The 25,677-nt window shown below is 68.8% G+C and carries 25 protein-coding genes; 7 read left to right on the forward strand and 18 right to left on the reverse strand.

Annotation, left to right across the window (positions count from 1 at the left end):
* Positions 1–16: 16 nt before the first annotated feature.
* Genes OHA18_RS28085 through OHA18_RS28095 form a run of 3 tightly spaced genes read right to left on the reverse strand, consistent with a single transcriptional unit; the run spans position 17 to position 4,589 of the window.
* A complete protein-coding gene (locus OHA18_RS28085; protein WP_328998310.1) occupies positions 17–664 on the reverse strand; it encodes an ATP-binding cassette domain-containing protein in 648 nt (215 codons plus the stop codon).
* The gene (locus OHA18_RS28090) at positions 661–1,497 is read right to left on the reverse strand and encodes an ABC transporter ATP-binding protein (RefSeq protein WP_328998311.1); all 837 of its coding nucleotides are present in this window, start codon (positions 1,495–1,497) and stop codon (positions 661–663) included. The genes OHA18_RS28085 and OHA18_RS28090 overlap by 4 nt, the downstream gene beginning before the upstream one ends.
* A complete protein-coding gene (locus tag OHA18_RS28095; RefSeq protein ID WP_328998312.1) occupies positions 1,494–4,589 on the reverse strand; it encodes an FtsX-like permease family protein in 3,096 nt (1,031 codons plus the stop codon). Before OHA18_RS28095 ends, OHA18_RS28090 begins: the two co-directional genes overlap by 4 nt.
* A gap of 167 nt (positions 4,590–4,756) precedes the next feature.
* On the opposite strand from OHA18_RS28095, the gene OHA18_RS28100 reads away from it, so the two are divergent.
* Genes OHA18_RS28100 through recO form a run of 3 tightly spaced genes read left to right on the forward strand, consistent with a single transcriptional unit; the run spans position 4,757 to position 7,320 of the window.
* Complete coding sequence (locus tag OHA18_RS28100) at positions 4,757–5,746, forward strand: aldo/keto reductase (RefSeq protein ID WP_328998313.1); 990 nt, start codon at positions 4,757–4,759, stop codon at positions 5,744–5,746.
* Entirely contained in the window at positions 5,743–6,564 is an 822-nt protein-coding gene (locus OHA18_RS28105; protein ID WP_328998314.1) for an SDR family oxidoreductase, read from the forward strand. Before OHA18_RS28100 ends, OHA18_RS28105 begins: the two co-directional genes overlap by 4 nt.
* A 12-nt stretch (positions 6,565–6,576) precedes the next feature.
* On the forward strand, positions 6,577–7,320 hold the full coding sequence (gene recO / locus OHA18_RS28110; RefSeq protein ID WP_328998315.1) for a DNA repair protein RecO: 744 nt from the start codon (positions 6,577–6,579) through the stop codon (positions 7,318–7,320).
* Between the two features lie 777 nt (positions 7,321–8,097).
* On the opposite strand, the gene OHA18_RS28115 is transcribed toward recO, so the two are convergent.
* The 3 genes from OHA18_RS28115 to OHA18_RS28125 form a co-directional block, all read right to left on the reverse strand.
* The gene (locus OHA18_RS28115; protein WP_328998316.1) at positions 8,098–8,595 is read right to left on the reverse strand and encodes a hypothetical protein; all 498 of its coding nucleotides are present in this window, start codon (positions 8,593–8,595) and stop codon (positions 8,098–8,100) included.
* Between the two features lie 605 nt (positions 8,596–9,200).
* Positions 9,201–9,887: a hypothetical protein gene (locus tag OHA18_RS28120; RefSeq protein ID WP_328998317.1), complete on the reverse strand. Its 687-nt coding sequence runs from the start codon at positions 9,885–9,887 to the stop codon at positions 9,201–9,203.
* Between the two features lie 299 nt (positions 9,888–10,186).
* Positions 10,187–10,681, reverse strand: coding sequence for a hypothetical protein (locus tag OHA18_RS28125; protein WP_328998318.1), 495 nt, complete (start codon positions 10,679–10,681; stop codon positions 10,187–10,189).
* Positions 10,682–10,933: 252 nt separating this feature from the next.
* Between OHA18_RS28125 and OHA18_RS28130 the strand changes: the two genes are divergently transcribed.
* Positions 10,934–11,776 carry an isoprenyl transferase gene (locus OHA18_RS28130; RefSeq protein ID WP_442914339.1) on the forward strand — a complete coding sequence of 281 codons (843 nt, stop codon included), beginning with the start codon at positions 10,934–10,936 and terminating at the stop codon, positions 11,774–11,776.
* Positions 11,777–11,929: 153 nt separating this feature from the next.
* Entirely contained in the window at positions 11,930–12,907 is a 978-nt protein-coding gene (locus tag OHA18_RS28135) for a hypothetical protein (RefSeq protein WP_328998320.1), read from the forward strand.
* A 1-nt stretch (position 12,908) separates the two neighbouring features.
* Here OHA18_RS28135 and OHA18_RS28140 read toward each other — a convergent pair whose 3' ends face one another.
* Genes OHA18_RS28140 through OHA18_RS28155 form a run of 4 tightly spaced genes read right to left on the reverse strand, consistent with a single transcriptional unit; the run spans position 12,909 to position 16,598 of the window.
* Entirely contained in the window at positions 12,909–13,550 is a 642-nt protein-coding gene (locus tag OHA18_RS28140) for a response regulator transcription factor (protein WP_328998321.1), read from the reverse strand.
* Positions 13,547–14,887 (reverse strand): sensor histidine kinase, encoded by a 1,341-nt coding sequence (locus OHA18_RS28145; protein ID WP_328998322.1) that lies wholly within the window; start codon positions 14,885–14,887, stop codon positions 13,547–13,549. The genes OHA18_RS28140 and OHA18_RS28145 overlap by 4 nt, the downstream gene beginning before the upstream one ends.
* A complete protein-coding gene (locus OHA18_RS28150) occupies positions 14,887–15,708 on the reverse strand; it encodes an ABC transporter permease (protein ID WP_328998323.1) in 822 nt (273 codons plus the stop codon). Before OHA18_RS28150 ends, OHA18_RS28145 begins: the two co-directional genes overlap by 1 nt.
* Positions 15,708–16,598 carry an ABC transporter ATP-binding protein gene (locus OHA18_RS28155; protein ID WP_328998324.1) on the reverse strand — a complete coding sequence of 297 codons (891 nt, stop codon included), beginning with the start codon at positions 16,596–16,598 and terminating at the stop codon, positions 15,708–15,710. The genes OHA18_RS28150 and OHA18_RS28155 overlap by 1 nt, the downstream gene beginning before the upstream one ends.
* A 235-nt stretch (positions 16,599–16,833) precedes the next feature.
* Between OHA18_RS28155 and OHA18_RS28160 the strand changes: the two genes are divergently transcribed.
* Positions 16,834–17,928 carry an S-(hydroxymethyl)mycothiol dehydrogenase gene (locus OHA18_RS28160; protein ID WP_328998325.1) on the forward strand — a complete coding sequence of 365 codons (1,095 nt, stop codon included), beginning with the start codon at positions 16,834–16,836 and terminating at the stop codon, positions 17,926–17,928.
* Here OHA18_RS28160 and OHA18_RS28165 read toward each other — a convergent pair.
* Positions 17,925–19,298: an MFS transporter gene (locus OHA18_RS28165; RefSeq protein ID WP_328998326.1), complete on the reverse strand. Its 1,374-nt coding sequence runs from the start codon at positions 19,296–19,298 to the stop codon at positions 17,925–17,927. The genes OHA18_RS28160 and OHA18_RS28165 overlap by 4 nt on opposite strands.
* Positions 19,299–19,437: 139 nt before the next feature.
* Between OHA18_RS28165 and OHA18_RS28170 the strand changes: the two genes are divergently transcribed.
* Entirely contained in the window at positions 19,438–20,385 is a 948-nt protein-coding gene (locus OHA18_RS28170) for a sigma-70 family RNA polymerase sigma factor (RefSeq protein ID WP_328998327.1), read from the forward strand.
* Here OHA18_RS28170 and OHA18_RS28175 read toward each other — a convergent pair.
* The 7 genes from OHA18_RS28175 to OHA18_RS28205 all read right to left on the reverse strand — a co-directional run bounded on the left by OHA18_RS28175 (position 20,371) and on the right by OHA18_RS28205 (position 25,667).
* A complete protein-coding gene (locus tag OHA18_RS28175) occupies positions 20,371–20,865 on the reverse strand; it encodes a GNAT family N-acetyltransferase (RefSeq protein WP_328998328.1) in 495 nt (164 codons plus the stop codon). The two genes, OHA18_RS28170 and OHA18_RS28175, sit on opposite strands and share 15 nt — an antisense overlap.
* An 81-nt stretch (positions 20,866–20,946) precedes the next feature.
* Positions 20,947–21,921, reverse strand: a complete 975-nt coding sequence (locus OHA18_RS28180; protein ID WP_328998329.1) for an aldo/keto reductase — start codon at positions 21,919–21,921, stop codon at positions 20,947–20,949.
* A 58-nt stretch (positions 21,922–21,979) separates the two neighbouring features.
* Positions 21,980–22,456, reverse strand: coding sequence for a MerR family transcriptional regulator (locus OHA18_RS28185; protein WP_328998330.1), 477 nt, complete (start codon positions 22,454–22,456; stop codon positions 21,980–21,982).
* 57 nt (positions 22,457–22,513) lie between these two features.
* Positions 22,514–22,906, reverse strand: coding sequence for a Fur family transcriptional regulator (locus OHA18_RS28190; RefSeq protein WP_328998331.1), 393 nt, complete (start codon positions 22,904–22,906; stop codon positions 22,514–22,516).
* Between the two features lie 57 nt (positions 22,907–22,963).
* Positions 22,964–23,968 carry a metal ABC transporter permease gene (locus OHA18_RS28195; RefSeq protein WP_328998332.1) on the reverse strand — a complete coding sequence of 335 codons (1,005 nt, stop codon included), beginning with the start codon at positions 23,966–23,968 and terminating at the stop codon, positions 22,964–22,966.
* Positions 23,965–24,723, reverse strand: a complete 759-nt coding sequence (locus OHA18_RS28200; protein ID WP_328998333.1) for a metal ABC transporter ATP-binding protein — start codon at positions 24,721–24,723, stop codon at positions 23,965–23,967. The genes OHA18_RS28195 and OHA18_RS28200 overlap by 4 nt, the downstream gene beginning before the upstream one ends.
* Complete coding sequence (locus tag OHA18_RS28205) at positions 24,720–25,667, reverse strand: metal ABC transporter substrate-binding protein (protein ID WP_328998334.1); 948 nt, start codon at positions 25,665–25,667, stop codon at positions 24,720–24,722. The genes OHA18_RS28200 and OHA18_RS28205 overlap by 4 nt, the downstream gene beginning before the upstream one ends.
* Between the last annotated feature and the right edge of the window lie 10 nt (positions 25,668–25,677).

A 25,677-nucleotide genomic window follows, 5' to 3' on the forward strand; every position in this document is an offset into this window, starting at 1 on the left:
TCAGCTGTCGTGCCGGTCAGAGGCGCCGTAGCCAGCTGAGGTGGCCCTCGTCCATCACGGCGTGGCCGTCGGCGCTGTCGGCGACGTTGGGGTCGTGGGTGGCGATCACGACGGCCGCGCCGCGGCGGGCCTGTTCGTGCAGCAGGTCGAGGACACGTTCGCGGTTCGTACTGTCGAGTTCGCTGGTGGACTCGTCGGCGAGAATCACCCGCCCTTCCTGGGCGATCCCGCGAGCTACCGCGACCCGCTGCTGCTCGCCGCCGGACAGCTCCTCGACCAGGTGATCGCCGCTCTCCTCCAGCCCGACACCCGCGAGCGCCTGCTCGATCGTCCGCTCCACGTCGTCACCGGGCTTTCGCCTGGCCAGCAAGGGGATCGACAGGTTCTCGCGGGCGGTCAGGACCCGGGCGAGCCCGTTGCCCTGCGGGATCAGTACGACGCCGTGCGCGGCCGCCGCAGGCCGGTCCTTGATGACCAGCCCGTCGATCTCGACCTGCCCCTTCGCCACCGGCACCGCGCCGGCGATTGCCCATAGCAACGAACTCTTGCCGGCGCCGGACGGTCCGCTGACCGCGAGCACGAATCCGGGCGGGACGGTGAAAGACACGTCCGAGACCGCGGCCAGGTCGCCGTACCGCACCGTCACCTGGCTGACGTTGATCACTGGTTGCCCTCCTGCTCCACGGGCGTGAGCCGGATGACGCCGTCGTCGGTCGTGACCTGGACGAGCGTCCCGGCCGGCAGCAGCTCGGCCACATGCGGTGGCAGCGGCAACGATCCGTCCACCGCGACCACGGCGTACTCCTCACCCGACCGGCCCTCGGAGGCGATCCGCCCGTCCCGGATGGTGATCGTCCGGGGGAGGGTCGCGGCGACCTCGGGGTCGTGCGTGACGAGGAGGACCGTCATCCCGGTCTCGGTGTTGATCGTGCGGAGCGCCGCGAGTACCTCGTCGCGGGCGTGATGGTCGAGCTGGCTCGTCGGTTCGTCGGCGAGCAGCAGGCCGGGCAGCGTTGCGATGCCGACGGCAACGGCGCAGAGCTGGACCTGGCCGGGTGTCAGCTGCGTGAGCGGACTCTGCGCATGGTTGCCCAGGCCAACAAGTTCGAGGATGGTCTCCGGCGTCGGGAGGTCGCGCTCGGGCGGTGCGGCCTGCTGGGCGTAGCGGATGTTGTCGGCCGGCGTGAGATACGGGATGAGGTTGCGTCCGGCACCTTGCAGCACGATGCCGACATCGCCTGATCGCATCCGGTCCAGCTCGAGGTCGGTCATCGTGGCGACGTTGTGCTCGCCGATCTGCAGCCTGCCCGCGCTCGGCGTGAGCAGGCCGCCGCACAGCTGGAGCAACGTCGACTTCCCCGCACCGGACGGTCCGAGCAGCCCGACCAGCTCACCGGGCCGCACGGTGATCCCGATACCGGACAACGCTGCTACATCGTGGCCGTGAGCCCGGTAGATGTGCACGAGTCCCGTCGTACTGATGGCCAGGCCACTCATGTCAGCTCCTCCCGGATCCTGTTGTAGCTGGAGCGTCTGTTCACGCCGCTGCCGAGGACGAGCGTCACGGCCGCGAGGATCGCCGTGCCCCCGATCCAGAGGGCCAGCGCGACCGGCCAGCTGATCCCGAGATCGAGCGGCACCGGCCCGCCATTGGTGGCGAACAGCGGTATCAGCGGCAGCGCGACGTGCGCACCGACAAGCCCGCAGATCGTTCCCAGCAGGACCGCCAGCGCGACCGGTCCGGTCTGCTCCCAGCGAGCGGCCCGTCCGGTCGCGCTCGCCGGTACGCCGGTGATCTTCAGGCTGGCGTAGTCCTGCGCGCGCGACCGCCAGGACGTGACGACGGTGAGCAGGAGTACGACGATCGCGAGCACCCACGCCGCGATGCCGACGACCGGAGTCAGCTGCAACGCGAGTGCGCTCGCCGAGCGCCCGTACGCCGCGATCCGGTCGTCCCGGCGATCCACCAGGTCGGCGTTGTACCCGGCCTTGGCGAGCTTGTCGGTGATCGTGTCGACGTTCGCCAGGCCGTCCTTGTTCAGCCAGAGCTCGAAGTCGGTGCCCCCTTCGTCCACGACACCGCCGAGCCGCCGCACCGTCTCCAGATCGACCACGGCGGTGCGATCGCTGTATCGGTTGACGGGTCCGCGGAGCCGGTCGATCCGGGCCAGGGTCATCGGGCTGCCGTCGGCCGCCGGGCTGCTGGTCGCGCCGTCGACCCAGTGGTACTCCGGGGTGACCAGCGCGGGCACGACGGGCGGCACGGTCGCGTACTGCAGGAACATGTCGGCGCCGAAGCTCTTCATCGCGATCGTCAGCGCACCGCCCGGCGCAGCTGTGATCGAGCTCTGGTCGGAGCCGAGCTGCGGAACGGTCTGCCAGGCCTCCGGCTTGCCCAGGGCAATCGTCGGGTGGTCGTCGCTGGAGATGTTGCTGATCACAACGTTGCCCTGGACACCCGCCGGATCGAGCGCCTCGCGGCCGATGCCGAGACGCAGCAGGTCGCAGCCGCCGAGGCAGTCCACGTCCGCCCGCAGTACGACCGGCTTGGTCGACGGGAACCGGATCGGCGGGAACGTGACCAGGAAGCGGGACCCGTCGCGGTGGCTGACCACGTTCGCCCGCAGTACGACGGACTTCGGCGCACCGCCGTCGATCTCGTCGCCGTTGGCGGCGCGGCTGACGAGTGGCTTGATCCCGTTCACCGCGACCGTGGCCGTCAGCTGTGAACTGCGGAACGTGAGTGGCGAGAGGTTACTCGGCGCCTGCAGCGTCTGCCAGCCTTGTGCGTCGGTGAGCTGGTCGCCGCGGAAGGCGATCCGCCGGAAGCTGTCCGGCTCGATCATCTCCGACTTGAGCGAGTCGGGGGCCGGGGGCCGGGAGATCACGACCGGGGTCAGCCAGTGCCGGTCCGGGTCGACCTGGTTGACGGCACCGAGGAAGTCAGCCAGATAGAGGGCGTTCATCTGCAGTACGCCCTCGGCGCCGGTCTCGTAGCCGGACCGGGTCTCCCGGTTGGCGGCGGCGATCGACGAGGCCTGCCCGGCGAACGTGAGGAGGGCGGCGGCCACCGCGACGGCGGCGACGATCCGGGTCACGGCCGGCCGGCGCGAGATCTGCAGGGCGCCGAGCGCGAGGCCCAGTCGTCCGCGGCGGAGTGCCCGCCGGCTGACCAGCCCGGCTATCGGCAGCAGGAGATGCGCGAAGATCAGGCCGGCCGCGAGCCCGAGCAGTGCGGGCGTGAGGACCGGCAGCGGGCCGCGCCCGTCGCCGGTCAGCGCCGCGATCAGCCCGGCCACGGCGAACACGATGATGCACAGGTCGGCGACGCCGATCGTCCGGCCGCGCCGCAACGGGACGACGCGGCGGAGCAGGCTGGAGATCGTCTGCCGCACAGCGCCCCGGACCTGGAGCACGACCACGATCAGCGCGAGTACGACCGCCAGCGCGAGCGCGGCCGGGACGGTCCACGGCAGTTCGATCGGGGCGCCGTACCGCAACCAGGTCGCACGGACGATCAGTAGCAGGCCGAAGCCTGCGGGACCACCCAGCAAGGTGCCGGCCAGAACCGGCAGACCGAGTTCGATGCACAATGCCCGCTGGGTCCGCCTCGTGGACGATCCACGCAAGCGAGCCAGCGCGATCTCGGGTCGCCGCTGGTCGACGACGGCCGCGAGCGCAAGCGCCAGTACGACGACCGCGAACAACGCGACCTGCACCATCACCAGCGGGATGATCGTGGTCGCCTGCTTGCGCTCCGCCTCGATCTGGTCGACCAGCGTGGCCAGCGAGGAGGTGTTCTGCGCGGGTACGCCGAGCTCCCTGGCGTTGCCGTTGACCGTCTCGGTCGCTTCCTTCAGGCGGTCCAGGTCGCCGAGCCGGGCCACGCCGGGGATCGGCCGGAAGTCCGACGTGACCCGCTGCGTCCAGTTGTTGCCGGCGAACGTCGCGCTGTCGGTGAAGAACTCGTTGGCCGCACCCGGGTCCTTGTCGCCCGGAATGTGCGAATGGCCGGTCGGATAGTCGCCGTACCAGAAGTCGCCGCGGGCCTCGTTCGGCTGGTAGAAGCCGACGACGGTGAGCTTGCCGCCGCCCTTGCCGATGTCACTCGGCGTCGCCGTCATCGAGGTGCCGACGCGAAGATCCCAGGTCGTCTTGTCGACCGTCGAGGCGATCACCTCGTTCGCGGCCTGCGGACAGCGGCCCTCGGTGACGGTGAGCTGGGCGCAGTACCCGTCCCGCCAGCGCACACGCGCGCCCGGCGCCGGATCACCCGCGGTGGCGGGGATGCTCCAGCTGACGTCGTTGTAGATGCCGTGCAAGGGCGGGGTGAACAGTGGTTTGAGATCGGCGGGGAGCAGCTTGTCGAGGTCTTCCGGGCGGGTGGTGATCCCGACCTGCGGTCCCGGCGAGGCGAGCAGCCAGGACGCGGGGAGCCGCTGCCCGGACAGCGTCTCGGTCAGCACGGTCTGCTCGACGGCCCGCGCGAACCACGGCCCGAACACGGCGCAGGTGCCGATCAGCAGGCTGATGCCGGTCAGTACCAGGGCCTGTGCCCAGCGGTACCGCAGCGCCCGTCGCAGGAACATGTCCACCCCTTTTGATGCCGCTCGTGCCTGCCGAAGATATGGAATGTTGCGCTCGCTGTGCCGAGTCGCGGCAAAATGTCACATTAATGTTGTCTGGACAGGAATATGTCTCACCGCCCGCGGGCCCCCTGCCCCTGGTGGGCGGGACGCGGCGGTAGGTTCGGGGCATGCGTGAATCTCACCTCGGTGACCTGACCGTTTCCGCCCTCGGCCTCGGCTGCATGGGGATGTCCCAGGCGTACGGCGTCCGGGCCGACGACTCCGAGTCCATCGCGACGCTGCACGCGGCGATCGACGCGGGCTGTACCTTCCTCGACACCGCCGACGTTTACGGCGACGGTGAGAACGAGGAGCTGGTCGGCCGGGCGCTGGCCGGCCGCCGCGACGAGGTGGTGCTCGCGACGAAGTTCGGCTTCAAGCGGCCGCCCGTGGACGCGGTGCTGCCGACGGTCGTCGACGGCTCGCCTTCGTATGCGCGCGAGGCCTTGGACGCCTCGTTGCGCCGGCTCGGCGTCGACCACGTCGACCTGTGGTACCTGCACCGGCGCGATCCGCAGGTGCCGATCGAGGAGACGGTCGGCGCGATGGCTGCGATGGTGGAGGCGGGGAAGGTCCGGTACCTCGGGCTGTCCGAGGTCAACGGCGACACCGTGCGCGCGGCGCATGCGGTGCATCCGATCACCGCCGTACAGAGTGAGTGGTCGTTGTGGACCCGCGACCCGGAGACCGTCGTACTGCCGACGCTGCGGGAGCTCGGCGTCGGGTTCGTGCCGTTCAGCCCGCTCGGTCGTGGGTTCCTGACCGGGCAGATCAAGTCGGAGGCGGACTTCCCCGAGGACGACATGCGGCGCGGACTGCCGCGGTTCCAGGGGGAGAACTTCCAGCGGAACCTCGACCTGGTCGCGCAGGTGCAGGCCCTGGCCCTCGAGAAGGGTGTGACGCCGGGGCAGCTGGCGCTCGCGTGGTTGCTTGCTCAGGGCAATGACGTGGTGCCGATCCCGGGGACCAAGCGGCGCACGTACCTGGCCGAGAACCTGGGGGCGCTGGACGTCTCGCTGACCGCTGAGGAACTCGCGGCGCTGGAGGCGACGTTCCCGGCGGAGGCGGTGGCCGGGCAGCGGTACACCGACGGCGGGATGGACCTGGTGGGCAAGTGATCGGCGTCACCGGATCGACCGGTCAGCTCGGTTCCCGGATCGTGGCGCGGCTGGCCGACGTACCGCTGCGGTTGATCGTGCGGGATCCGGCCCGGGCTCCCTCGGTGCCGGGCGCATCGGTCGCACAGGCGGCGTACGGCGAGCACGCGGCGCTGCTCAACGCGCTCGACGGGGTCGACGTACTGATGTTGCTCAGCGCAACGGAGTCGGCGGATCGGGTGGCGTTGCACAAGGCAACCATCGACGCGGCGGTCGCGGCGGGGGTGCAGCGGATCGTTTACACGTCGTTCGTCGGGGCGGCTGCCGGGGCGACGTTTACCTTCGCCCGGGATCATTGGCACACCGAGGAGCACATCCGGTCGACGGGTGTCGACTTCACGTTCCTGCGGGACAACCTGTACCTGGACTTCGTGTCCGGGGGCGTGGGGGAGGACGGGGTGATCCGCGGGCCGGCCGGCGATGGCCGGGTCGCGGCCGTCGCTCGGGACGACGTGGCTGCCGTGGCGGCGTCGGTGCTGGTGGGCTCGGGTCATGGTGGCGCCACTTACGACCTGACCGGGCCTTCGGCGTTCACCCTCGCGGAGGCAGCCGCTGTGCTCACCGACGCCTGGGGCCGCAAGATCCGCTACGAGCCGGAGACCCTCGACGAGGCGTACCGATCCCGCGAGTCCTACGGCGCTCCGGCGTGGGAGGTGGCCGGCTGGGTGACGTCGTACGCCGCCATCGCCAGCGGCGAACTCAGCCACGTCTCCACCGCGGTCCGTGATCTCACCGGCCGCGACCCGATCAGTCTCGAGTCGACTGTCAGTGGTGGGTGAGACACTGAGGCCGTGCCGCTCTACCGGGATCAGGCGATCGTGCTGCGCACCCAGAAGCTGGGTGAAGCGGACCGCATCGCCACGCTGCTGACCCGTGCCCACGGCAAGGTCCGCGCGGTCGCCAAAGGGGTCCGCCGGACGTCGTCCCGCTTCGGCGCCCGCCTGGAGCCGTTCAGCCACGTCGACCTGCAGCTGGCGACCGGGCGAACACTCGACGTGGTCACGCAGGCCGAGTCGATCGCGGCGTACGGCGAGGGCATCGTCGGCGACTACGCGCGGTACACCACCGGCACCGTCCTGCTCGAGACCGCCGACCGCCTGGTCGTCGAGGAGAAGGAACCCGCCACCCAGCACCACCTCCTGCTGGCCGGCGCCCTCCGCGTCCTGTCCACCGGCGAACGCGAGCCAGGCCTGGTCCTCGACTCCTTCCTCCTGCGCTCCCTGGCGATCTCCGGCTACGCCCCCTCCTTCGAGGACTGCGCCCGCTGCGGCGAACCAGGCCCCCACCGAGCCTTCAACCCCGCTTCCGGCGGCATGGTCTGCACCTCCTGCCGCCCACCCGCCTCAGCCATGCCGTCCCCCGCCACCGTCACCCACCTGGCCGCCCTCCTCACCGGCAACTGGCCCACCGCCCTCCAAGCCGACCCCCGAACCCGCCGAGAATCCACCGGCCTGATAGCCGCCTTCTTCACCTACCACCAAGAAAACCAACTCCGCTCCCTACCCCACCTGGACCTGACCTCGGGAGCCTCCTGACGGGCCGCCGCCTGCTCCGCGGGCGAAACGTCGATCAGCGTTGCCGACCGTTGCCTGGCCACCCAGTCGCTCCCGGCCGCGAGTTTCGTGGTCGAGCGTTCGCGAGAGGTGCTCGAGGCCGCGCAGCCGGCATCGGCGGATGCCCGGTGGGTTCCGACGCCGTGCCCGCGGTGGCGTCGTACTGCTGCTGCAAGACCCTGTCCCGAGCCGATTCTTTGGGTGCTCGTGACGGCGCTCCGATGATGAGGGGCCGCGAGGACCGCAGCGGTTGCTGTCCGTCCCATGCATGGGCGATGGCGCGCTTCGCATCCAGCTCCGCCTGCCTCGACGAGGATCCGCCGGTCAGGTCATGCCAATTGTCGAACCGGTCGAAGCCAGGTTGCCTGTCGTCCGGATGGCGGCTCAGACGAGCACAGACGTGCGCATAGACATTGTTCGGCCCGCGACGAGGCTTGATCGCGATCAACTCCCGCCGCGGCATTCCCCCTGGCGCCGTAGGCCCGATCTCGCGGATCACCAAGCGATAGTCCGGCGGTTGCTGCGGATCCGACCGGAGGTATGCCGTCACGCAGTCGCGTAGATCACCCTTTCCGGGCGCGTAGCTCAACGCATGATGGCCATTGGACTTGCCACTCGCGAGGTCCAGCATGGTCCGCAGTAGCTCCCGTCGGAGCGCGGCCTCGGGACCCGAACGATCTCTGCTCGCCGCGAAGTCGATCCGGCGATAGTCCAGATCGAAGTCAGGCCCAGCCACCAACTGGTACCCAACCCCTGCGCTCATGACCCCTCTCGGTCCTCACGGCGCAGCTCCTCCAACAGCTCCTGCGTCTCCGGCCCCATCCGAGCAGCCCACTCGTCCAGGTCCAAAGGCTTGCTGCTCGGCAGCGGCTCGGTGGCGTACGTCCGAACAGTCGGGTCGTCCACGACGCCAGCCGGCGGGTGGTCGTCGCCCCGCAGATCGCGGTACTGCGTCGTCGACATGAGCACGGCCTCCGGCTCGCCGTCCTCACCCCACACCACCGGCGCCCCACTCCCCGCCCGCACCGCCTCCATCAACCGAGGCAACTCCTCCGCAAGCACAGCCGGCTCAAGCACCTCATCCCCAACCGTGAATTTCCCTTCCCCACCCAGATCCTCAAACTCGTCATACGTCAGCATCACCGCCTCAGGCCCCCCATCCCCAAAACTGAACGCCCAAGTCCCCCCACCCCGAAACCGCCCAAGCACCCCCGCCAGATCCCCCCGGATCCCCTCAACAGAAGCCCAATTCGTCATACCCAAAACCTATTACCTCCGCCCGTACCTCGGCGCCAGTTATCCACAGCCTCGGCTTTGAGCGCCGGCGGTCTGCCCTCAGCAATCTCCCGTGTACCGGTCAGAGATGAGCATCGATGTCCTCGGCCCGTCTTCTGTGGGGCTGGCAACACCACACGGGCTGTAGCTTCGTGGCGATGTTCCTCGGGGTCAGCGGCCGAAGCCCGTTTGCCGTTGACCTTGAACCGGAGGATCTGCTTCGAACTGTCGATGCAGTTGGCGAGAATCACCTCCGAAAGTCGTGGCATCGTCCGCGGCCCTGAGGAGTGATTCGCCGCCGATGCCTGCCTTCGTCAGCGCCGCTCGATCCAGCTCAGACGGATTCGACAGCGCCCGATCCACTGCCGCACTCGTGGCGACATAGCGCGCCTCGGCGCTGGCAACAGCGGCCCGTTCCTCGGTTGTCCACGCTGCGCTTTGAGACCCAGAACTCGCGGCTGACGGCGTAGCCGCATCCGACCCGGACCTGTCGGTCGGCCGGCCGGTCTCCGGAGTCCCTTGACACCCGGCCAACAACGCAGACGCCGCACAAACCCCGAATCCAACGCCGAGGCCCGACTTCCGAATCAGCATGCAGACCCGGAAGGCGCAACAGCATCGCCGCCGTTCGGATCGACCAGCACGGGCACGGCCTCGCCGATCCGCAATTGTGTCGCAGCTTGCTGGGTCATGTCGATCTGTCCGTTGTCTCCGAGGGTGCTTTCCCAGGTGATCTTCCACTGCGCGGTCGCAGTCACCGGGTATTTGCAGTTGGGCAACTCTCGGGAGGTCATCTTGTATCGATGGCCGCAGTCCGGAGAATCATTGACACCCATGGACTCGGCGTACGGCGTGCCTGGGACCTCGCATCGGAGCGTCGTTCCATCGCCGAGCGCCCAATCGACTGCCGTCACCTGAGCTTTGGCTGTCACGGACAATCCGGGCACGCTCGCGCTGCGCTCGATCGGGCCCCAGGTGTTCTCCGTCTTCGCCACCCATAGCCAGACGGGCATATTCACCAGACCGATCTGTCCCACCCCTGGTGCAGTTCGGATCATCGGCTTCGCAAGTTGCATTTCCGCAACTGCGCGGTACGCCAAGGTGACTGGATCGATGACGACGGTATCTGGCTCACCTGGTAGCCACACCCATTTGGTGACGAGGTGCTCGCCATCGGCGTACCCCTGTTGCCGAACGCATGCCCAGATGCTGCCGTCGGTGTGCCCCTGCCATCTCGCGTCGGTCAACGGTGGCTGCGGCTCTTCTCGCCTCATGTAGCACTGCTGCCCGTTCGACCAGTTTCCTAGCTTGGACGTGCATGCTTGTGCGGCACCATTGAAATCGCAGACGCGCTTGATCTGCTTTCCGCCCTGTCCGTCGTCCCCCGGAGTCCCAGGCTTTCCGGGATCCTGCACGCTCGACGACGGAATGAATGAGCATCTTCCGGACACGTCGCAGACCTTCTGCAGGTGAGGAGGGGGTGTCGGAGTCGCGATTGCCTCGGCGTCGGCTCCCGGGCCTGTGATCGATAGGAGCAGAGCGGGTAGGGGTGCGATCCACCGCGCGCGGAGACTCAGCATGTTTTGGTCGTCTTGTCGTCGACGAGGAACCACAGCTTTCGCCCCGTCGATGCGCTCTTCGCGTAGACGAGGCGCGACTCGAAGCGATGGCGGTCGCCATTGTCGGACACAACCGGGATCGGCTTGCTGTTGGACTGATAGCGATCCACTACTTGCGAGCTGTCGATGCAACTCGTGAGCCTGACCTCCGGCTGCGCGAGTTTGAGATTCACCGACCGGACGTCGAGTGAGGCGACCTTCGCGTCACCTGTCTGGTACCAGCCATTCTTCACTTGGAAATCAAGTTGCCCAGCGACTGCGATGACCCAGGTGCCACCGTTGCCCGCCGCTTCCAGCGAAGCTGTCGTGGCCTTCGCCGGTTCCTTGAAGGCATTGTTCACTGCCGCCCGGGCGGCGACGTATCGCGCCTTGGCGGCGGTGATGGCGGCCTGTTCGTCTGTGGTCCAGGCGGGAGTTGAAGGTGCGTTTGGTGTGGGGCTCGGGCTCATGGTCGGGGAGTTCGAGACAGGGGTGGTGTTGGGGTGGCCGGCCTCGGGGGAGCCGTTGCAGGCGGTCAGGGCGGTTAGGGCGCTGAGCGTGGCTACGGCGGTGCGGAGGGGCCGGCGGGGCATGGGGTGGGGCTCCGTTCTTGGGTTGCTGGTGGTGTAAGGGTTGCATACGGAGGGTGTTCGGACGGGTGGGTTATCCACAGGTTGCAGGTTGCTGCAGAGGGGGACGGGCAGGGTGGGAGGATGCGGGGTATGTCGCCTATTGGTCGTCGTCGGGGTCGGGGGGTTTTGGGGGGTTCGGGGGAGCGGAAGGTGGTGGTGCCGCCGGAGCCGCATCCTTCGGGGGCTCGGGTGCCTGCGATCCCCAAGGAGCTGGTCCCGAAGCACGTGGCGATCGTCATGGATGGGAACGGACGGTGGGCCAAGCAGCGCGGGCTACCGAGGACCGAGGGGCACAAGGCGGGCGAGGCGAGCCTGCTCGATGTGATCAAGGGCGGGATCGACATCGGGGTGAAGTACATCTCGGCGTACGCGTTCTCGACGGAGAACTGGGCGCGGTCGCCGGAGGAAGTGCGGTTCCTGATGGGGTTCAACCGAGAGGTGATCCATCGGCGGCGGGACGAGCTGGATGCGATGGGGGTCCGGGTGGTGTGGTCGGGGCGCCGGCCGCGGTTGTGGAAGTCGGTGATCGACGAGCTCGAGTATGCGCAGGAGCGGACCAAGGACAACGACACCATCACCTTGCAGTTCTGCGTGAACTACGGCGGCCAGGCGGAGATCGCCGACGCGATGAAGTCGATCGCGGCGGAGGTTGCCGCGGGCAAGCTCAAGCCGGACCGGATCACCGAGAAGACGATCGCGCGGCACCTGTACGCGCCGGACATCCCCGAGGTGGATCTGTTCGTCCGGTCGTCGGGGGAGCAGCGGACCAGCAACTTCCTGGTGTGGCAGCTCGCGTACGCCGAGATGGTGTTCCTGGACACACTCTGGCCGGACTTCGACCGCCGCGACCTGTGGCGGGCGATCGAGCTCTACGCGCAGCGCGACCGCAGGTACGGCGGCGCGATCCCGAACGAGGTCGGCGCGGACGGCTGACCCGGCACGGCCGGACCGCAAGGCCAGACCGCTGGGCGAAGGGTAGTGGGAACCGGCGATCGACCCGGTTGCGTCTAGGCTCGTTGTGCGAGGCATCAATCACGACGGGAGCGCGGGCCCGACCGGAGCGCGCGGCAGACGAAGGGCGAGCTGATGGCGAACGAGGCGGAATTCGCCCACTACACCGACCAGATCGCGAAGGCGGTGACCGAGGTGCACGCAACGTTGCGTTCGGTGACCTACGAGCTCGGCGACGCGGAGATCGGCCGGATGCTGGACAGCCGATCGGACGATGTCGCGACGCTGAGACGGGGCGTCGACGGCCTCTACTCGGCCGAGCAAGCGGTCGGGAGGGCCGAGGGCGCCGCCGTGAGGCCTGCCAAGGAGAGCCTTGCGCACACGTACAGGGCGTACCAGGGCGACGTACAACAGCAGTCGGCCGGCATCGGGACTGTCCAGCAAACGCTGGAGGCTCAGCGTAACGGCACGAATCCCGAGGACCGTAGATGTCTGCGGGCCGGAGCGCAGGCCCTCGAGGGCGCCCTGAAGAATCTGGAAACAATCGAGCGGATGCCCGATCGTGCGACGGACGACGTGGCGCAACTCCGTCAGGGCGTCGAGTTCCTGAAGACCGTCGTCGATGCTGTCGACAACCGGGTCGAGCAGATGGTCGGTCAGCTGTCCGACGGGCGGCAGGCGGCGTACAACTTCCGGCCGTCCGCGCCCGGGGTACACGACGCACAGCCGTCCGCCAAGCTCAACCGGACCATCGGCCAGATGCGCGATTCGCTCGATGGGACCCGCGACTACGCGCATCGGCTGCACACAGACCTCTCCAGGAGCAGCGCGGAGTTCGGAAAGGTCGCCGAACACGCCGTCAACGTCGCCAATGGCGCCCACGCTGAGCACCAGCACGCAACGAAGGAAGCCGAACAGCTCGCCGATGCGGTCCGGGCCGGCGTCAATCCCACCTTGCAGGCCGACCAGCAACCCGTGGTGAGCCAGGCGCAGTCGGACCTCAGTCGTCGGCTCGACGGCCGGGTGGACCCGCGGATCGCTTACTCGATGGGTGCGCAGGAGCGTCACTCCGACAACGCTGGTCCGGCGAGAGACCAGGGGCACGGCCGCTAGCTCAGCGGCCCGGTGACGGCAGTAGGCCTCGTTCGATGGCCACGGTGACGGCGCGGGTGCGGTCGTCGACGTCGAGTTTGGCGAAGAGGCGTTGTAGGTGGGTCTTGACCGTGGCCTCGCCGATGAAGAGTTCGCGGCCGATTTCGGCGTTGCTGAGGCCGCGGGCCACGGCGGCCAGCACCTCCAGCTCGCGGGGCGACGGCAGTGCGGCGGCGGGTGCGGCCGGCGTACGCAGGCGCGACATCAGCCGGGCCGCGACAGGCGGAGCCAGGACGGTTTCACCACGCGCGGCCGCGCGGATCCCGTTGAGCAGCTCGGCGTGCGGCGTGTCCTTCAGCAAATACCCGGCGGCGCCGGCTTCGACGGCGTGCAGGATGTCCGTGTCGGTGTCGTACGTCGTCAGCACCAGCACCCGGGTCGCCGGGTAGCCCGACACGATCGCGCCGGTCGCGGTCACGCCGTCCATCCGCGGCATCCGCAGATCCATCAGTACGACGTCAGGCCGTGTCGACTCGACCAGCGCCACCGCTTCGGAACCGTCCCCGGCCTCGCCGACCACGGAGATGTCCTCGGTCACCGACAACATCCCGGTCAGCCCCGACCGTACGACCGGATGATCGTCGACCACCAGTACCCGAATCACGCATCCTCCTGCACAGCCGGGATCAGCACCTGCACCCGCGTACCACGCCCCGGCGCACTCTCCACCTGGACCGACCCTCCCGACTCCTCGACCCGCCCGCGCATCGCGTTCAACCCGAACCCGCCCGACACGGTCGCCGGGGTGAACCCGGACCCGTCGTCGCAGATCTCGATCCACACCCCGTCGTCCGACAACCCGAGCGTGATCAGCACCTGCGTCGCGCGCGCATGCTTGCGCACGTTGGCCAACGCCTCCTGCGCCGACCGCAGCAGCACCACCTGCTGCGCCTGCGGCAGCGCCGCGACCTCGTCGTCGGGCAGATCCAGCGAGACCTGTACGTCGACGCCCGTCTCGGCCGCGAACCGCTCCGCCTGCCGCCGCAGTACTTCGGTCAACGTTGCCTCCGACAACGCAACCGGGGTGAACGCGGCAACCAACGCCCGCGCCTCCGCCAGGTTCTCCCGGGCGGTGTCCTCGATGGCGGCCAGCCGCGCAGAAGCATCGGCGCCGCGCGAGAGCTCGACCGCCGCCGCCTGCGCCAGCATCACGATGCTCGTCATCCCCTGCGCGAGCGTGTCGTGGATCTCCCGCGCCATCCGCTCCCGCTCGGCCATCACACCCGCACTGTGGTGTGCCTCGGCGAGCTCGTCCCGCGCGGTCTCGAGCTGCTCGATCAGCTCGGCCCGCTGCTGACTCTGCGTGATGACCTTCTCGATCCAGATCCCGAATAGCAGACTCACCACGAGGCTGACCAGCATCCACGGCAGGATCTCCCAGAACGCCTTCCAGCCCCACCCCGCGCTCCACAACTGCGCCGTACCCACGCCGAGCACCAGCAGCAGACTGAGCCCGATCCCCTCGCGGACGTCCTCGCACAGCAACCAGATCTGCGCCGACGCGATGAACATCAGGAACACCGACTGCGGATAGACCCCGATCAGCACGATCAGCGAGGCGATCAGCACCAGCCGATAGGCGTACGACGGGAGCGCCCGCCGCGACCGGATCGCGGGCAACCCGATGAACTGGTACGCCGCCCCGAGCACCAGGACCGTACCGGCGAACACCGACTGCCGGACCGTCCCGAGATGCCCCATGAACGACAGCACCAGCGTCATTCCGAGCAGCACCCAGAAAACGATGTGCCAACCCATCAGCGTCCGCGTCCACACGGGCTGTCCGGCGCCACCGCTCGAGCTCTGCACGGACCCCATCTTCCTCCACATCAGGATCCACAACCGAGGCCCGGTCCAGGCCGGCGCCGGCGGCAGCTCAGATGACAGCTCAGTACGACGCCGGTCCGGGAGGGCCGACGTCGTACCGGTGAGGTCGTTCATCAGCCCGCGTCCCGGCGGGTCCAGCGGAACACCCGCTGGGCGAGGAACAGGCCGATGACCAGCCAGATCGACAGCACGATCGCGCCGGTGCCGAGCTGCCACGACTTGGCCGGCTCGGTCAGCTCGAATCCGTCGGGCAGGAACACCGACCGCATCCCCTGGGCGAGCCACTTCAGCGGGAACACCGCGGCGACGTTGCGCATCCAGCCCGGCAGGCTGCTGTAGACGAAGTACACACCGGACATGAACTGCAGCAGCAGAACGACCGGCGTGATCACCGCGGACGCGGCCTTGCCGGACTTCGGTACGACGCTGAACGCGATCCCGAGCACCGAACCGGACGCCGTCCCGAGGATGAAGATCCAGGCGAAGTTCAGCCACCTGCCGGGCTCGGTCGGCAGGTCGACGCCGAGCAGCAGCCCGGAGATCGCCAGCAGCAGCGCGATCTGCGCGATCGAGGTGATCAGGACCTGGCCGATCTTGCCGATGAAGTAGGCCTGCGGCGGCATCGGCGTACCGCGCAGCCGCTTCAGCAGGCCCTCGTCGCGCTCGAGCGCGATGCTGATCGCGAGCGATTGGAAGCTGCTCAGGAAGATGCCGGAGGCGATCATCCCGGGGGTGAAGTAGGTGGCGGCGTTGACGCCGTCGAAGTCGGTGTTGCCGAAGACGGCGGAGAAGATGCCGAGGAAGATGATCGGGAAGAAGAAGGTGAAGATCAGCGCTTCCCGCTCGCGGAAGAACTCACGGACCTCGAGCTTGGTCCGGGCCAGGCCGACCGCGAGGGTCGACGGCAGCGGCTTGGTGGTCGTGGTGTGCGCCATCAGAGTGCTCCAGCTTCCATCGCAACAGCAGCGGTGTCGGCGGCGGTGGCCTTGCCGATCAGTTCCAGGTAGATGTCTTCCAGGCTCGGGCGCCGGACCTCGAGCTCGGGGACCTCGCCGCCGAAGCGGGCCATCAGCGCGGCGACCTCGGTGGTCGGCTGGTCGGTACGCAGTTCGTGCGGTCCGTCGGCGTCGGCCCAGGCGACCCGTGCGGTCCGGGCGCCGCGCCCGCCGAGCGTCTCCGGCGTACCGACCTCGATCATCCGGCCGTCGGCGATCACGCCGACGCGGTCGGCCAGGTGCTCGGCCTCGTCCAGGTAGTGGGTGGTGAGCAGGATCGTCGTACCCTCGGTCCGCAGTTCTTCGATCAGGGTCCAGAACTGGCGGCGGGCTTCGGGGTCGAAGCCGGTCGTCGGCTCGTCCAGGAACAGCAGTTCCGGGTTGCCGACCACGCCGAGCGCCACGTCGAGCCGGCGGCGCTGACCGCCGGACAGCTTGCGCGGCCGGGTCTTGCGCTTCTCCTCCAGCCCGACGGCGGCGATCACCTCGTCGGGGTCGCGCGGGTTCGGGTAGTAGCCGGCGTAGTGGTTGACCAGCTCGGACACCGTCGACTCGGCCTCGTCCCGCGACGTCTGCAGCACGATCCCTATCCGGCTGCGCCACAGCCGGTCGCCGTGTGCCGGGTCCGTCCCCAGCACGCTGATCTCACCCTCGTCGGCCCGGCGATACCCCTCCAGAATCTCCGTGGTCGTCGTCTTCCCGGCCCCGTTCGGGCCGAGCAGGGCGAATACCTCGCCGCGGTGGATGTCCAGATCGACACCGTTGACCGCGACCTTGTCGGGGTACCGCTTGACGAGGCCGCGCACCCTCACTGCGTTGTCGTTCTCCATGCCTCAACTCTCCCGTCGCGCCACCCTCCCGAGGGAGCACCACCCGGCTGACTCCCTGTCCCCCGACCGGTGGACAGACGCCGCCCCCAACACCGTCGCCAGGTCCGACTTTGAGAAGCCACCGACCATTTTTCGGGCCGCGAGATGGTCGGTGGCTTCTCAAAGTCGGACCTGGGGGTGGGGGCGCCACGCGTGCGGGGTGACGGAGGGGTGGTGGGGCGGTTAGGTTCGGGGAATGGCTCAGACAGTGCGTGGTGTGGTGGCGGCGGGCAAGGGTGCGCCGGTGTCGATCGAGGAGATCACGATCCCGGACCCGGGTCCGGGCGAGGCGGTCGTGCAGGTGCAGGCCTGCGGGGTCTGCCACACCGACCTGCACTACCGGGAGGGCGGGATCAACGACGACTTCCCGTTCCTGCTCGGGCACGAGGCGGCCGGCATCGTGGAGTCGGTCGGCGACGGCGTCACGGACATCGAGCCGGGCGACTTCGTCGTACTCAACTGGCGGGCCGTCTGCGGGAACTGCCGGGCCTGCCTGCGCGGCCGGCCCTGGTACTGCTTCAACACGCACAACGCGAAGCAGAAGATGACCCTGAAGGACGGGACCGAGCTGAGCCCCGCGCTCGGCATCGGGGCGTTCGCCGACAAGACTCTGGTCGCGGCCGGTCAGTGCACGAAGGTGGATCCGGCGGCCAAGCCGGAGGTCGCAGGCCTCCTCGGCTGCGGCGTGATGGCCGGCCTCGGTGCCGCGATCAACACCGGCAACGTCGGCCGCGGCGACACGGTCGCGGTGATCGGTTCAGGCGGTGTCGGTACGGCGGCCGTCGTCGGAGCCCGCCTGGCAGGGGCGGCGAAGGTCATCGCGATCGACCTCGACGAGCGCAAGCTCGCCACCGCGCAGGAGCTCGGCGCCACGCACGCGATCAACTCGAAGGACCTCGACCACGACGGTGTGGTCGCAGCGGTGCAGGAGCTGACCGGCGGGTTCGGCGCCGACGTCGTGATCGACGCGGTCGGGCGTCCGGAGACGTGGAAGCAGGCGTTCTACGCGCGCGACCTGGCCGGTACGGTCGTGCTCGTCGGCGTACCCACTCCGGACATGACGCTGGAGATGCCGCTCCTCGACTTCTTCGGCCGCGGCGGCTCGCTCAAGTCCAGCTGGTACGGCGACTGCCTGCCGACCCGTGATTTCCCGCTGCTGATCGACCTCCACCTGCAAGGCCGGCTCCCGCTGGACCGTTTCGTCTCCGAGACGATCGCCCTGGACGAGGTCGAGGCCGCGTTCACCAAGATGCACCACGGCGACGTACTGCGCTCGGTGGTCGTCTTCTAGGCCTGGCGGACGCTGCGGGCGAGGAAGCCGCCCGCGACGATGCCGATCGCGGCGGCGAGGGCGAGGAACCAGCTCGTCGTGGTGAGCGAGTCTCCTGACAGGAACAGGGTTCCGAAGATCGTCACACCGCCGACCTGGGCCAGTTGGATGGTCGTGGTGAGGATGCCGCTCGCATCGGCTGCTCTGCTCAGTGGGACATGGACCAGGGCTTGGGTGACGAGCGGGCTGGCTGACAGGCCCATGCCTGCGCCGGCCAGTACCAGCGCGGGCCACACGAGCGATCCGGCGCTGAGCTGCGCCAGCCCGATGCCGACGTACCCGAGCACGCACAGAGCGAGGCCGGTGGGGACGACCAGGTAATGCAGCGGGCTCGGGAGGGAACGCCAGCAGAACCCGACCAGACCGAAGGTGACGGCGAAGGGGAGCCAGGTCAGCCCGGAACGGAGGGCCGACTGACCCAGGCCGTTCTGAAGGTGCAGGGTGAAGCTGAACATGAACCCGGCGACGGCCAGCAGCGTGCAGGCGAGCGTCGCGATGCCGGCCCCGAGACCGCGAGTACGGAGTACGTCGAGGTTGAGGAGCGGATCGTCGACCCGGCGCTCGACCCGGACGAAGACCACCGCGAGGACGAGCCCCGCGACGAAGCAGACGAACGTCCACCGCGGCCAGCCGAGCTCGTGCCCGATCACCATCGGCAGCACCAGCAGGAGTACTGCGCAGGTCGAGATCGCCAGCCCGGTGAGGTCCAGACGACGCGCGGCCGTCGGCCGGTCGGCCGGTACGAGCCGAGGCACCAGGACCGCGAGGAGGATGCCGACCGGGACGTTGATCAGGAAGATCGGTCGCCACTGGGATCCGAAGAGGTTCGCGGCGAGGAGCAGACCGCCGACGACCAGACCGGCCACCTGGCCGGCGGACAGCGTCACACCGTACGCGGACAGGGCCTTGGCGCGGGCGGGGCCGGTGAAATGGGTCTGGATCACGCTGATGATCTGCGGCACCATCACCGCCGCCGCCATGCCTTGAGCGAAGCGGAACAGCGCCAGCGGCAGGATCGCCGGCGCCAGTCCGCAGGCGAGCGACGCGAGCGTGAACAGCACGACCCCGATCAGATACATCCGACGGCGGCCGTAGAGGTCGCCGAGCCGCGCGCCGGTGATCAGCGTCATCGCGTACGCGACCATGTAGCCGCCGACGACCAGTTGCAGCCAGGCACCCGAGGCGTGGAAGCCGGCGCCGATGGTGGGCATCGCGACATTGACGACGGACGTGTCCAGCAGTGCCATGAACTGGCCGAGCAGCAACACGGCGAGCATCACTCCGCGGCGGGCGCCGACATCAGCCGGGCGGTCGATCATCACAGTGGCCATCAGGTCTTCTCCCTCGTCGAGTCAGGACGTGGGTATGTACTTGGCGCACCTCGCGGATTCATCGGCGGTGCAGCGATGAATTCCGGCGAGCGGCGCGGTACGTACTTCCACAGACCCGTACAGGTGGGAGGCTCGCGCCGTGGACCGTGACGACTTCGACCAGCAGGTGGCGCCGTACCGGCGTGAACTGCTGGCGCACTGCTACCGGATGCTCGGGTCGGTGCACGACGCGGAAGATCTCGTGCAGGAGACCTTCCTGCGGGCCTGGCGCGCGATCGACACGTACGACGCCGAGCGTGCCTCGCTGCGGACCTGGCTGTACCGGATCGCCACCAACGCCTGCCTGACGGCGCTCAAGGGACGCGGACGGCGTGCTCTCCCGTCAGGGCTGGTTGCAGCGGCGACCGATGCCCAGGCGCCGATCGAACTGGCTCTCGATGTGCCTTGGTTGCAGCCGTTCCCGACCGGTGACGACCCTGCTGCGGCCGTGGTGGCCAAGGGGAGTCTGCGGCTCGCGCTGGTGGCTGCGATGCAGTACCTGCCGGCTCGGCAGCGGGCGGTCCTGGTACTGCGGGATGTCTTGGACTGGTCCGCCGCCGATGTGGCGGAAGCGTTGGAGACGACCCCGGCCTCGGTCAACAGCGCACTCCAGCGTGCCCGCGCGCGCCTGGCCGAGGTCGACGTCAGCGAGGAAGATGTCGACGAGCCCACCGACAAGGAGATCAAGGCAATCGTCGACGACTACGTACGGGCGTTCGAGGCGGCGGACGTACAGGGGCTCAGCCGGCTGCTGGCCGAGCGGGTCGTGCTGGAGATGCCGCCGGCGCCGCTGTGGTTCGTGGGTCGCGACGCGTACGGCGCATTCATCGAGCGGGTGTACGCGATGCGCGGCCCGGCCTGGCGGATGGTGACGACACTGGCGAACGGCCAGCCCGCCGTCGGCGCCTACGTGCGCGCCGACGACGGCCGGTACCGTGCCCACAGCCTGCAGGTCTTCACCGTCGCCAAGGCCGGGATCACTCACAACATCACGTTCTTCGACCAGAGCCTCTTCGAGTACTTCGGTCTGCCGTCAGACCTTGAATGAGATCCACAGATCCGGCGTGGCGTCGGGCTTGCCGGCGATCGGCCGCGCCTCCTGGGTCCACCCGTCCCCGGACACCTCGGTCGCGACCCGCTGCCAGAAGCGGACCGCCTTCTCGTTGTTCGCCTGGAACGCGACGTCGCACGGCCCGGGGTGGTTCGACAGCACGTCCTGGACCGCCCGCAGTCCCAGACCGTTCCGGCGTACCGGGCGCACCATGAAGAACGCGTTCAGTACGTGCACCGGTTGCTGCAGTGCACGCATGAAGCAGAACCCGACCGGGTTCTCACCGACAGAGATCAGATACCCGGCCCACTCCGGATCGCCGGTCAGGACCTTCTCCAGCCACTCGGTGCGGTAGCTGCCGTCGGGTCGCGGCAGCTGGCCCTGGAACTCGGACAGGTCGTGGCGGAACATCAGCCAGAGCCGCTCCATCACAGGTCGGTCGGAAGCGTCGACACGGCGTACCACGAGATCAGACATAGGTCTCCTCAACTGGATCAGAACGCAGAAAAGCCTCCCGCCGGAAGGGTCCGGTACGGAAGGCTTACTGCGGTCAGTTTATCAGCCCTGCGGCGCAGTCTGCCCGGCGACCCAGTTCATGTCCGGGTACCGCAGCCCGGCCGGAGTCAACTTCGACAGCGCGTCGAGGTCCGCAGCGGACAGCACGAGCTCCAGCGCCGCGGCGTTCTCCTCGAGGTACTTGCGGCGCTTCGTCCCCGGGATCGGCGCCACATCGTTGCCCTGTGCAAGCACCCAGGCGAGCGCGACCTGTCCCGGCGTGGCGTCGTACCGCGCGGCCACCGAGCGGATCTCCTCGACCAGCGCCAGGTTCGTGTCGAGGTTGTCACCGGAGAAGCGCGGCAGGGTACGGCGGAAGTCGTCGGCCGGCAGGTCCGTCGGCAGCGCGCCGGTCAGCATCCCGCGACCGAGCGGCGAGTACGGCACCACGCCGATGCCGAGCTCGCGGCAGACCGGCAGCACCGACTCCTCGATGTCCCGGCTGAACAGCGACCACTCGCTCTGCACCGCGGTGATGGGGTGGACGGCGTGCGCCCGCCGGATCGTCGCCGCCGACGCCTCGGACAGCCCGAGGTACCGGACCTTCCCGGCCTCGACCAGCGCCGCCATCGCACCGACGGTCTCCTCGACAGGTACGCCGGGATCCATCCGGTGCTGGTAGTACAGGTCCACGTGGTCGACGCCGAGCCGCTGCAGGGACGCGTCGATCGCGGACCGGACGTACTCCGGCGACCCGTCGATGCCGCGTGCCGACGAGTTCCGCCCGTCCCCGGTGATCCCGAACTTCGTCGCCAGGAACACCTCGTCGCGGCGGTCGGCGATCGTCTTGCCGACCAGCTCCTCGTTGGCTCCGAAGCCGTACATGTCGGCGGTGTCGAGGAACGTGATGCCGAGGTCGAGCGCGCGGTGCAGGGTCGCGGTCGACTCGTTGTCGTCGGCCGTGCCGTAGGCGTAGCTCATTCCCATACAGCCGAGTCCGAGCCGGCTGACCTCGGCGCCTTGGCTACCCAGTTTCATCAGAATCTCCCAGAAGTTGGCATGGCTCCGCCCGGGCCCCCGGGTTGAGCGCGGAAAGTTACGGAGTCGCGGTGCCGCCGTACACGTCGATCTTGTAGTCGGTCACCGCGAGGGCGAGCTGCAGATCGCGCAGCTGCCGGTGGATCCTGGCCCGGTGCTCCTGCATCAGGGCGAGCCGCTGGGGTGCGGTGTGGTCGCCCTCGAGCACCAGCTCCAGGTAGTGGCTGAGCGTGCCGATCGGCATGCCGGAGGCACGCAGCCTGCTGATGAACACGATCCGCGCCATCGCCCGCCGGTCGTAGCTGCGGTACCCGGCCGCGTCCCGGCGTACGTCGAGCAGCCCGATCCGCTCGTAGTACCGCAGGGTGTGAGCGGTGAGGCCGGTGATCTCGGCGGCCTCGGCGATGGTCAGCTGCTCGGGCAGATCATCGGGGAGCTCGAGCAGGCACAGCAGATCCGGGTCGATCGGATCCAGCTCCGGGTGGTGCGCCGCGATGGCGGCACGACGGTCCGTGAGCAGCTCGGTCGCGTTCATGTCCACGACGCTACGCCTTAGAGCGCGCTCAAAGGCAAAGGTGACCTGAGCCACACCTCACGCTTGCTGGCACTCCTGGCACGTGCCGAAGATCTCCAGGGTGTGGCTGATGTCGGCGTACCCGTGCTCGGCGGCGACCTTGTCGGCCCAGCGCTCGACGGCGGGGCCTTCGACCTCGACGGTCCGGCCGCAGTTCCGGCAGACCAGGTGATGGTGGTGCCCCTTCGAGCAGCGCCGGTACGCCGTCTCGCCGTCGGCGGTCCGCAGCACGTCGACCTCACGGGAGTCCGCGAGCGCCTGGAGGGTGCGGTAGACGGTGGTCAGGCCGACGGCCTCGCCGGCGGACCGGAGATCCTGGTGGATCTCCTGGGCGGTCCGGAATTCGTCGAGCTTGTCGAGCGCGTGCGCGACCGCCGCGCGCTGACGCGTCGAGCGTGTTCCGATAGCCACCGTTCCTCCTGTCATTTCACCACCACCGCGGCCAATTCTCTCAGAAGTCAGCAAGTGTCAGTGCTCATCCCAGTGATCACCGTGTGCCGCGTGCAGGTGGCCGTCGTGCACGTAGTCCACGTGGTCACCGTGCTCGACCTTCTTGTGGCCGCACGCCTGGCTGTGCGCGTGCGGGTGCCCTGCGCTCACCACATGCGGCTCAGGAGCCGGTACGCCGACCTCTGGCTCCTCGTCTGCGAGTGGACGGGCCCGTCCGGACCGCCGCCGGAGCAGCGTCCCGACCGTGGCCGCCACCACGAACCCGGCCAGCGCCAGCACGACGATGGTCGCACCCGGAGCCACATTGGCGTTGTACGACGTGACGATGCCGGCCAGGCACGCCACCACACCGATCACACACGCGGTGAGGAACGTGCTGCGGAACGACCGCGTCACCTGCTGCGCCGTCGCCACAGGGACCACCATCAGCGCACTGACCAGCAGCAGCCCCACGGTCCGCATCGCCACCGTCACAGTCACCGCAGCCATCACGGCGATCACCAGGTTGAGCAGCTGCACGCGGAGCCCCGTCGTACGGGCGAACTCCTCATCCTGGCAGACGGCGAACAGCTGCGGGCCCAGACCGATCGCCACGACCAGGACGGTCACAGCCAGGCCGACGACGACGTACAGGTCGCTCTGCGACACCGTGGTGAGTGAACCGAACAAATAGGTGTTGAGGGTGGCCGCACCTTGGCCGGCCAGCCCGATGAGGAGCACACCGCCGGCAATACCGCCGTAGAACATCAGGGCGAGCGCTACGTCACCGGTGGCCTTGCCGCGGGCCCGGACCAGCTCGATTGCGGTCGCACCGGCGATGGAGACCAGCACGGCGGTGAGGACCGGTGCGCTACCGGTGAGCAGACCCAGCGCGACCCCGGTGATCGCGATGTGGCCGATCCCGTCACCCATTAGCGACAGTCGCCGCTGCACCAGATAGGTGCCGATGGCAGGCGCCGACAGTCCGGTCAGCAGGCCCGCGATCAGCGCCCGCTGCATGAACTCGAGCTGGAACATGGTCATTGAGGCATCCACCCCGACTCTTCAGAGGTGTGTGAGTGGTGGACGTGGGCGTGGGTCTGCGAGGCGTGCGGCGGGCCGTCGTACACGATCCGGCCACGGCGCATCACCACCGAGCGGTCGATCAGCGCATCCATCGGGCCGAGATCGTGGCTCACCATCACCACCGTCGTCCCGCCCGTGACCCGCTCGCGGACCGCGTCGGCGAAGATCTGCTGGCTGGCCAGATCCACCCCTGCCGTCGGCTCGTCGAGGATCAGCAGGTCCGGGTCGGACACCAGCGCCCGCGCGATCAGGACACGCTGCTGCTGCCCGCCGGACAGCTCGGCGACGCCGTCCTTGCGCCGGTCGGCCATGTCGACGACCTCGAGCGCCTGCTCGATCGCCTGCTTGCCGGCCGCTCCGAGCGGGCTGAACAGCCGCCGCTTGGAGAGCAGGCCGGACGAGACCACCTCGTACACCGTCGCCGGCACGCCGCCGGCCGCGGTGATGCGCTGCGGGACATACCCGATCCGGCGCCATTGGCGGAAGCGGGGGACCGGCGTCCCGAACAACCGGACTTCGCCGCGGGCCGCGGGCAGCAGCCCGACGATGGTCTTGATCAGCGTCGACTTGCCGGACCCGTTCGTCCCGAGCACGGCGACGACCTCGCCCTGCCGGATCCGCAGGTCGATACCCCGGAGCACGAGACGACCGCCCAGCTCGACCGAGAGATCGGCGACCTGGACGGCCTTGGGGGAGTCGTCTTGTGGTGTCATGAGCAGCCGTTCGCCGTCCGCAGCTCCTGCAGGTTCCGCTGCATGAGGGTCAGGTAGGTGTCCTTGGAGTTCGCGTCGGACAGGCCCTCGATCGGGCTCAGCACGGCAGTCTTCACACCGACGTCGTTCGCGATCGTCTCGGCCACCTTCGGACTGACCAGCTCCTCGTAGAAGATGGTCGTCACCTGCTGGGCCTTCACGATGTCCTGGACCTCCTTGATCCGGGCCGGCGCCGGCTCCGCGTCCGGGGTGAACCCGGCGATCCCGATCATCGTCAGACCGTATCGCTTCGCCAGGTAGGCAAAGGCCTGATGGCTGGTCACGAACGTCGTGAGTCTGCAGTCGGCCAGACCGGTCCGGTACTCCGTGTCGAGCTTGCCGATCTGGGCGAGCAGGGCCTTGGCGCGCTGGTGGTACCCCGCGGCGCCGGCGCTGTCGACGCTGACGAGCTTCTCCTCGACCGCCTTGACGACCTCGCCGTACCGCACCGGGTCGAGCCAGAAATGCGGGTCGAGCGCCTTGTCCTTGTGCGCGGCGGGCTCGGCCTGGCCGGGCTCGTGCTCCTCGAAATCGGCGCCGGTGGCCTCCAGCTGGGCGGCCGGGGCGATGTCGAAGCCGGCGTCCTTCGCGTTCTGCTCGACGGCCTCGTCGACGGCCGGCTGCAGGTCCTTCTCGTAGACGACGAGCTTCGCGGTCGCGATCGAACCGACCTGCTTGGGGGTCAGCTCGAGATCGTGCGGCTCGACGCCGGGGGCGGTCAGGGTGGTCACGTTCACGGCGTCGCCCCCCACCGTGCGGGCGATGAACTCGAGCGGGTAGAACGAGGTCACGACGTCGAGCCTGCCGTTGCCGGAGCCGTCGGCGGCCGGACCGCCGCACCCGGCCAGGGCGAGTGCCGCCAGCGCACCGGCACCGGCGACAATAGCTCGAAGACCAGATCTCATGACAATCATT

The organism is Kribbella sp. NBC_00709 (assembly GCF_036226565.1).
Lineage (GTDB): Bacteria > Actinomycetota > Actinomycetes > Propionibacteriales > Kribbellaceae > Kribbella.